The sequence below is a fragment of the Actinomadura sp. genome (assembly GCF_044508335.1).
In the GTDB taxonomy this organism is placed as follows: Bacteria; Actinomycetota; Actinomycetes; order Streptosporangiales; family Streptosporangiaceae; genus Spirillospora.
The window spans coordinates 1-7,896 of the sequence record NZ_JBIQHY010000189.1 but is presented as its reverse complement, the minus strand read 5'-3'; the positions used below and the strand labels follow the sequence as shown (position 1 = coordinate 7,896).

8 protein-coding genes are annotated in these 7,896 nt (G+C 72.2%); all 8 read right to left on the bottom strand.

The features are described from left to right. Positions 1 to 46: 46 nt before the first annotated feature. On the bottom strand, positions 47 to 751 hold the full coding sequence (locus ACIWVC_RS33515) for an MBL fold metallo-hydrolase (RefSeq protein ID WP_396455080.1): 705 nt from the start codon (positions 749 to 751) through the stop codon (positions 47 to 49). After that, complete coding sequence (locus ACIWVC_RS33510; RefSeq protein ID WP_396453145.1) at positions 748 to 1,566, bottom strand: Cof-type HAD-IIB family hydrolase; 819 nt, start codon at positions 1,564 to 1,566, stop codon at positions 748 to 750. The genes ACIWVC_RS33515 and ACIWVC_RS33510 overlap by 4 nt, the downstream gene beginning before the upstream one ends. Then, positions 1,563 to 2,375: an inositol monophosphatase family protein gene (locus ACIWVC_RS33505; protein ID WP_396453147.1), complete on the bottom strand. Its 813-nt coding sequence runs from the start codon at positions 2,373 to 2,375 to the stop codon at positions 1,563 to 1,565. Before ACIWVC_RS33505 ends, ACIWVC_RS33510 begins: the two co-directional genes overlap by 4 nt. Then, on the bottom strand, positions 2,372 to 3,157 hold the full coding sequence (locus ACIWVC_RS33500; protein ID WP_396453149.1) for an HAD family hydrolase: 786 nt from the start codon (positions 3,155 to 3,157) through the stop codon (positions 2,372 to 2,374). The genes ACIWVC_RS33505 and ACIWVC_RS33500 overlap by 4 nt, the downstream gene beginning before the upstream one ends. After that, complete coding sequence (locus ACIWVC_RS33495) at positions 3,154 to 4,287, bottom strand: ABC transporter ATP-binding protein (protein ID WP_396453151.1); 1,134 nt, start codon at positions 4,285 to 4,287, stop codon at positions 3,154 to 3,156. The genes ACIWVC_RS33500 and ACIWVC_RS33495 overlap by 4 nt, the downstream gene beginning before the upstream one ends. A 3-nt stretch (positions 4,288 to 4,290) precedes the next feature. After that, complete coding sequence (locus tag ACIWVC_RS33490) at positions 4,291 to 6,051, bottom strand: ABC transporter permease (protein WP_396455079.1); 1,761 nt, start codon at positions 6,049 to 6,051, stop codon at positions 4,291 to 4,293. A gap of 126 nt (positions 6,052 to 6,177) precedes the next feature. Then, positions 6,178 to 7,374, bottom strand: coding sequence for an ABC transporter substrate-binding protein (locus ACIWVC_RS33485; RefSeq protein ID WP_396453127.1), 1,197 nt, complete (start codon positions 7,372 to 7,374; stop codon positions 6,178 to 6,180). A gap of 66 nt (positions 7,375 to 7,440) precedes the next feature. Continuing rightward, on the bottom strand, positions 7,441 to 7,896 hold a 456-nt coding region (locus ACIWVC_RS33480; RefSeq protein WP_396455078.1), incomplete at its 5' end, for a DUF47 domain-containing protein.

Here is a 7,896-nt window from a genome sequence, read left to right as displayed (position 1 = left end):
TACCAGGCACCGAGTCTGCCAGCGGCGGCCGACCCGGTAGCTCCCATTAGGCGATGAGGCGGAGGCCGGGGGTGGCGAGGGTGATCGGGCCGTCGTAGGACTGGCGGGCTTCGTTCAGGGCCGCCGCTGTGTCGGCCCAGGGGCGTAGATGGGTGAGGACGAGGTGGCCGGCGGCGGCCTGTTTCGCCACGTCGCCTGCTTGGGCCGGGGTGAGGTGGGTTTCGGCGGCGCCGGGGGTCTGGACGGACGCCGCCGCTTCGCAGAGGAAGATGTCGGCGTCGCGGGCCGACTCCAGGAGTTCGGAGCATTCGCCGGTGTCGCCGGAGTAGGTGAGGGTGCGGCCGCCGGCCGTCACGCGGACGGCCAGTGCGGGCACCGAGTGGCGGACCGGGGCCGTCTCGATCGTGAACGGGCCCAGCGTGCAGAGGGCCGGGGCGCGCCAGTCGAAGGCGTACTCGTAGCCGGGCGGTGCGGTCTCCTCGGCCGGGGCGATCACCGGGAGCCGGGGGGACGGGCCGCGGTGGTGCCGGATGTAGGCGAGGGGGACGAGGTCCGCGCAGTGGTCGCGGTGGCCGTGGCTGATGACCGCGGCGTCGATCGCGCGGGGGTCGGCGAAGCGCTGCAGGGGGCCGAGCGCGCCCGTGCCGGCGTCCAGCAGGAGCCGGAAGCCGTCGTGCTCCAGCAGGTAGCAGGAGCACGCGGCGTCCGGCCCCGGGACCGATCCGGCACAGCCGATGACGGTCAGGATCATGGCAGGACGCGGGCGACCAGGTCGGCGACCGCGCCGTCCGCGCAGGGGGCGACCACGATGTCGGCGGCGGTGCGCACCGTTTCGGCGCCGTCACCGACCGCGGCGCCCAGGCCGGCGGCCTGGATCATGTCGAGGTCGTTCGGGTTGTCGCCGATCGCCGCGATCTCGGTGAGCGCCACGCCGCGGGCGGCGGCCAGCTCGCGCAGCGCGGCGCCCTTCGTCGCGCCCGCCGGGAGCGCCTCCAGGTAGGTGCTCTCCGACCGGACGAGGGTGACGTCCGGGGCGTTCACCGACAGCGTCTCCTCGGCGGGGTCCATCAGCTCGGGCCGGTCGCAGATCATCATGACCTTGACGATGTCGTCGAACGGCAGGTCGCCCCACGCCTCGATGCGGGTGAGCGTGATGCCGTCCCGGTCGGCGTACTCCCGCAGTGCGGGCGAATCGGACACCACGTGGGCACGGCCGCCGCTGAACGCCACCGGCCACACGCCCTCGGGGAGGGAGTCGAACACCATCGTCAGCTTCGCCCACGCGGCCACGCCCAGGCACCGCCGGTACACGACGGCGCCGGTGCTCAGGTCGACCACGCGCGCCCCGTTGTAGAGGATCGCGGGGGTGGTGAGGCCGAGCGCCCGGTAGTACGGGAGCGCGGCGGCCTCACTGCGGCCGGTCGCGATGACGACGGTGCCGCCCGCGTCCATGAAGCGGCGCAGCGCGGCGAGGCTCGGTTCGACGATCTCCTTGTCGCGGCCGACGAGGGTGCCGTCCAGGTCGGTGACGATCCAGTCGACCGTGCGGACGCCGGTGGTGCTCATGCGCCCGCCACTGCGCGCATAACGGAGTTGCCGAGGTCGAAGCCGCCGACGTAGGCCAGGTAGCCGGGGGCCTCGTGGTCGGGGGCGCCGGGCTTCCCGCCGAGCGGCAGGTACGTCCCGCCGGCCTGCCGGACGAGCAGCAGCGCCGCGGTGACGTCCCAGGCGTTGATGGACGGGTCGTAGGCCACGTCGGTCCAGCCGGCGGCGACGTGCGCGAGGGTGAGCGCGGCGCTGCCGGGGCGGCGCAGCGTGGCGAACGCGTCGACCATCTGGCCGAAGCGGCGCAGCGCGCCGTCGCGGTCCGCGTCCAGCTCGCGGGCGTTCGGGTAGGACGTGGCGACGACCGCCGTCGCGTCGCGGGAGGCGCCCTTGCTCTCGATGCGCGTCCCGTTGCAGGTCGCGCCGGCGAGGGACGCGCTGAACATCTCGTCCCGCACCGGGTCGTACACGGCGCCCGCGACGACCTCGCCGCCGGCGACGGCGCCGATGGACACGCAGAAGAACGGCAGGCCGACCGCGAAGTTGGCGGTGCCGTCGATGGGGTCGACGTACCAGCGGAGGTCGCCGTCGGCCCCCTGCGCGCCGCCCTCCTCGCCGACGACGATGCTGCCCGGCGTCTCCTTGGCGAGCACCTCGCGGATGGTCTCCTCCGCCGCGCGGTCGTGCTCGGTGACGGGGTCGTGCATGTCGCGCTTGGTGTCGACCTCGGGACGCGACCGGAACGCCGTCCGCAGCCGGTCCCCCGTGGCGCGAGCGGCGAGCTCGGCGATTCCGGCCAGTTCCCGCGAGGCGGGGACATCGACGTTCATGCGTCTCCTTCTGTGGCGTTGGTGAGCAGTTCGAGCAGTCCGTGCCCGTCCTCGACGACGGCGTCCGGGCGGTTCCGGACCTCGTACGGGACGTCGTAGGTGCCCTTGGCGACCATGAGGATGTTGCCGCCGACGCCCGCGCGGTGCCCGCACACCACGTCCCGGTCGAAGTTGTCCCCGACGTACCACGCGTCCGCCGGCTCGACGCCGAGCGCGCGGGTCGCGATCCAGATCATCTCCGGGTTGGGTTTGCGGACGCCGACCTCGTCGCTGTAGACCTCCAGGGCCAGTTTCTCCGCCAGACCCGTCGCCGCTGTGTAGTCGCGGTGAACGGCGCCCGACAGCGAGTTGCTGACGACCCCGCACGGGATGCCGGACTCGGCCGCGGCGTCCAGCAGCTCGGGGATGCCGGGGCGGGTGCGGCGGTCCTGCCGCAGCTCCCCCATCCGCTTGCACAGCGGGGTCGCGTGCGCGACGACGAGCTGCCGGGCGGACGCGGGCCAGTCGGCGGCCACGTAGTCGCCCCAGAACGCGGCGTGCGTCATCTCGGGCGGCGCGTACGGGCGGGACATGGCGTCCTTCCAGCACCTGTCGGCCGCCACGCCCGCTTTGAGGTCGGTCTCGACGGCGGCGGCGTCGAGCTCGTGGCAGCCGGCGCGGGCGAGCGCCTCGTGCACCTCCTTCGCGACGACGGCCGTCCAGCCCTCCCGCCTGGACGTCTCGACCAGCACGCCGCCGAAGTCCAGCAGCAGCGCCCGCGGCCTGCGCAGCGGTGCGTTCACGAGACCGCCTTTCCGACGGGCGCGGCGGCGTCGTCCCAGGCGCCCATCCGGACGCCGTCCTCGGCGAACAGGTGCAGCCGCCGGGGCCGCGCCCAGCAGCGGAGCCGGTCGCCGGGCGCGGCCTCCGGGTCCTCGTGGGTGACGGCGAACATCTCGGTGTCGAGGACGCGCAGCTGCACGGTCCAGCTCGACCCGGTCGGCAGGACGGCCTCGACGACGGCCTCGTCCGACCAGACCGTGTCCGGCACGTCGTCCGGCGAGTGCGCCAGCTTCAGCGCCTCCGGCCGGACGCCCACGCAGCCCGGCGTCCCCACGGCGCGCTTCTCCACGTACCGCAGCAGCGACGCGGCGAGCCCGTCGGGCGCCGGGTCCCCCGTGTCGACGATGTTCATCGGCGGGCTGCCCACGAACTCGGCGACGAACCGGTTGCCCGGCCGCTCGTACATCTCCATCGGCGGCGCCACCTGCTGCAGCTCTCCCTCCGACATGACCGCGATGTGCGTGGCCATCGTCATGGCCTCCATCTGATCATGCGTGACGAACACGACGGTCGCACCCGTCTCGTCGTGGATGCGCTTCAGCTCGGTGCGCATCTCCAGGCGCAGCCGCGCGTCCAGGTTGGAGAGCGGCTCGTCCAGCAGCAGGACGTCGGGGTCGACGGCGAGCATGCGGGCGAGCGCGACGCGCTGCTGCTGGCCGCCCGACAGCTGGGACGGGTACCGGTCCATGCAGTCGGCGACGTGCACCTTCTCCAGCGCCTCCTTGGCGCGGGCCTTGCGCTTGTCGGCGGGGACCTTGCGCATCCGCAGCCCGAACTCGGTGTTGCCGCGGACGGTGAGGTGCGGCCAGAGCGCGTAGTTCTGGAAGACCAGGCCCATGTCGCGCTTCTCCGGGGGGACGTAGACTCCGCGTTCCACCGAGTCCAGTACCCGCTCCCCGACGGCGATCTCGCCGCGGGTCGGCTGCTCCAGCCCGGCGATCATGCGCAGGGTGGTCGTCTTGCCGCAGCCGGACGGGCCGAGCAGGCAGGTGAACGAGCCGTCCGGGATGGTGAGGTCCAGGTCCCGCACCGCCGGGCGCGTCCCGCCGGGGTAGGTCTTGACCACTCCGCTGAGGGTGATGGCCGGCATTGATCAACCTCCGATGCCCGAGGCCAGGCTGCTCTTGGTGAGCCGCTGGGCCAGGTAGGTCATGGTGAACGAGAGAAGGGCGATGATGAGCACGACGCCGTTGGCGAGCTGGGTGTAGCCGTACTCCACGAGCCCGATGGACAGCGTCGTCAGCAGCTGCGTCCCGGCCGTGGTCAGCATGATGACGATGCTGAGCTCCTTCAGCCCGGAGATGAACGGCAGCACCACGCCGGTGACGAGCGCACCCCGCTGGATCGGCATGATGATCCGCGTCATCCGCGTCCCCCAGCGGGCGCCGCTGATCTGCGCGGCCTCCTCCGGTTCCCGGCCGAGCTGCATCATCGCCGCTATCCCGGACCGGGACGAGTACGGCAGGTGCGTCACCACCATCACCAGGATGAGCAGCGTGATCGTCCCGTACAGCGCCGGGATCGGGCCGCGCTGGACGGCGAACAGCGACAGCGAGGCGGCGGCGAACGCGATGCCGGGCACCAGGTAGGGCAGGAACGACACCTGCCGCAGGAACGCCGACACCCGGCTGCCCGCGCCGCGCACCACGACGTAGCCGATGAGCAGCCCGACGAAGCCGCAGACGAGCGCGGCGAGCCCGACGATGCGGAGGCTGTTCCACGCCGCCTCCCACAGCTCGGTGCCGCGCAGCACGCCGTGCGGGAACCCGACCGCGCCTTCGAGGTCGGCGCCGAACCAGTACTTGAGCGTGAAGTTGTCGGCGCTGAAGACGCCCGGCGTCTTGGTGACCGTCGACAGCAGCAGCGTCAGGACGGGCACGATGACGCTCGCCGCGAAGACGCCCATGCCGAGGCCGAAGGCGGGCCAGCGCCAGCGGCGCAGGTCGCTGCGGCGGTCCATGGCGCCCTTGCCGCCGACCGTGACGAACCGGCGCTGCTCCCGGACGAGCCGGGTGTCGACGACCACGACGAGCACGCCGATCAGCACGATGACGCCGGCGAGCGTGGACGCGACGCCGGTGCTGCGGTCCCGGATGGCGTGGTAGAGGCCGGTGGACAGGACGTTGTAGTCGCTGGGCAGCCCGAGGATGTACGGGGTGCCGAACGTGCCGAGGACGCGGCCGAGGACGAGCAGCACCGCCGACGACAGCGCGGGCAGCATCAGCGGCAGCGTGATGCGGCGCACGACCGTCCGGCCGCCGGCGCCGAGGATGCGCGCCGAGTCCTCCAGCTGCGAGTCGATGCGGCGCAGCGCGTTGCCGAACAGCAGCAGGACGAACGGGTAGTAGTGCAGCCCGAGCGTGACGATGATGGGCAGCGGCCCGTAGGCGAGCCAGTCGGGGGTGTGGATCCCGGCGCCCTGGAGGTAGCCGACCTGGCCGCCGGAGCGCTCGTTCTTGAACAGCGACAGCCACGCCAGCGCGAACGTCCAGGACGGCAGCATGTACGGCACGACCAGCGCGCCGGCGAGGAACTTGCGCCCGGGGACGTTGGTGCGGGTCACGAGCCACGCCATGGAGCCGCCCACGACGAGGGCGAACACGATGACGCCGACGGCGACCGTGACGGTGTGGAGCAGCGGTTCCCAGAACAGCAGCTTGCTGACGGGCGAGCGGAACACCCGCCACAGGTAGTAGCCCGTCCACGAGCCGTACTCCTGGCCGGAGCGGGCCTCGTCGCCGTACTGGACGCGGGCCGCGTCCGAGATGACCGACACGAGCGGGGCGATGACGAGGTAGAGCAGGACGGCGCTCAGCGCGAGGCCGAGCAGCACGGTGGGGTCACGCAGGAGCACGCGTGCCCGGTACAGCACGCGCCGGCCGCGTGACGCCGGCCGTGCGGGGGCGGCGACCGCCATGGAAGGTTCCTCCGGGGGATGGAGCCCGGCGGGCCGCGGCCGCGGCCCGCCGGGAGTCGCGGATCAGGAGTGGTTGACGCGCCAGAAGTCCTTGATGTCCTGGCGGGCGCGGAAGTCGGCGATCAGCTGGTCCGAGGAGAACCAGTACAGCTGCTTGTTCCAGTCGGTGAGCCCGGGCGGGTTGTGCGGGCTGACGCCGACCGCGTTGTTGCCGGACACGCCGCCGGAGTGGGCCTCAAGGTCGAAGCCCTCCTTCTCCATCGCGAAGTGGACGAACAGCTTGGCGGCGTTCGGGTGCTTGGAGCCGGTCGCGATCGTGGCGAACTTCGGGTAGGCGAAGCCGGTCCACGGGGCCATGCCCTCGCAGACCTTCATGTTGAACTTCTTGTCCTCCAGGTCGCGGAACTTGGCGATGGAGAACAGCCCGATCGTGGTGCGGGTCTGGTTGGGCGCGCCGACGGCGGTCGCGACGTCCTCGTCCTCGCTGGTGAGGACCGGGTCGTTCTTCGCCAGCCGCTTCACCCACTCGTGCGCGGCGTCCTTCTCGTCCATCTTGAGCTTGCCCTTGCCTAGCTGCTCGTAGGCGGCGGCGAGCTTGTCCGAGCCCTGCTCCGACATCTGCGTGAACCACTGGGTGAAGACCTCCTTGCCCAGCGGGTCCTGCATCATCACCTTGCCCTTCCACTGCGGCTCGGTGAGCTCCCACATGTTCTTCACCGGGCAGCCGCCGGGGTTGAGCTTGGGGTTGTAGGCGAACACGTACGCCTTGGAGATCATCATCAGCGGGTTCCGGTTCTTCTCGTCGATGTTCTTCGCGAGGTCCGGCGGGATCCACGTCTTGACGATCTGCTGCGGGAGGAGCTGCCCGACGAGCATCGGGCCGTCCTCGAACAGGCTGACGTCGATGGTGACGTTCTTGGCCTGCGCCTCCCGGGTCATCTTCTCGGCGGTGGCGGCGGCCTTGGACTTCACGCCCTCGGCCTTGATCCCGTACTTCTTCTCGAACGCCGCCGCCATGTCCTTGACGTCGCCGCTGCCGTCGTAGGCGAGCACGCTGCCCTCCTTCTTCGCGGCGGCGATGAGCGCGTCGAGGTCGAAGGACGCGGCGTCCTCGACGGTCGCGCTCGGCAGCGGCTTGTCCGCCGCCGCCTCGCCGCCGGTGGACGGCGCGCAGGCGCCGAGCGCCGCGGTGGCGAGCGCGGCGAGCACGGCGGCGGCCGCTCGTGCCCGGTGCCCGCTCGGGATGGTGGTGCGGATCATGGTGGGTTCTCTCCTTGCGTCCGCCGACGGCCCGGCCTGCGGCGTTTGGGGGGTGGGTGAGAGTGGTCAGTGACTGCGTTTGAGCATCGCGTCCGAGAGCGCGTCGGCGGCCTCGCCGAGGCGCCGCCCGACCGCGTCCAGCCGGTCGAGCAGCTCCCGCCTGCGCAGGACGTCGATGTCGAGCGGGCCGGCGAACAGCAGCGCGAGCGCGGCCTGCCGGTTCTCCCGGACGCGGTTGCCGGCCTTGCGCGCGCCCAGCGCCGCGATGGTGACCGCGGCGGGCTCGGCGAGGACCTTCCGGACGGCGGCGTCGAGGGCGGTCAGCCCCTCCAGCACCGCGTCCAGCGGCGGGACGGCGAAGCCGAGTTCGGGCGGCCCGAACATGTCGGCCTCGCGGACGAAGTCGCGGAGGTTGTCCAGGACGTCGTCGACGGAGCGGGAGAGCCGGTAGAGGTCCTCCCGGTCGATGGGGGTGGCGAGGACGCCGCGCAGCATCGCGGCGAGCGCGGCCCGCTCGGCGTC

Excerpts from the sequence above, each read along its gene's own strand:
- ACIWVC_RS33515 (WP_396455080.1), bottom strand. The coding sequence starts at position 751 with ATGATCCTGACCGTCATCGGCTGTGCCGGATCGGTCCCGGGGCCGGAC.
- ACIWVC_RS33510 (WP_396453145.1), bottom strand. The coding sequence starts at position 1,566 with ATGAGCACCACCGGCGTCCGCACGGTCGACTGGATCGTCACCGACCTG.
- ACIWVC_RS33505 (WP_396453147.1), bottom strand. The coding sequence starts at position 2,375 with ATGAACGTCGATGTCCCCGCCTCGCGGGAACTGGCCGGAATCGCCGAG.
- ACIWVC_RS33495 (WP_396453151.1), bottom strand. The coding sequence starts at position 4,287 with ATGCCGGCCATCACCCTCAGCGGAGTGGTCAAGACCTACCCCGGCGGG.
- ACIWVC_RS33485 (WP_396453127.1), bottom strand. The coding sequence starts at position 7,374 with ATGATCCGCACCACCATCCCGAGCGGGCACCGGGCACGAGCGGCCGCC.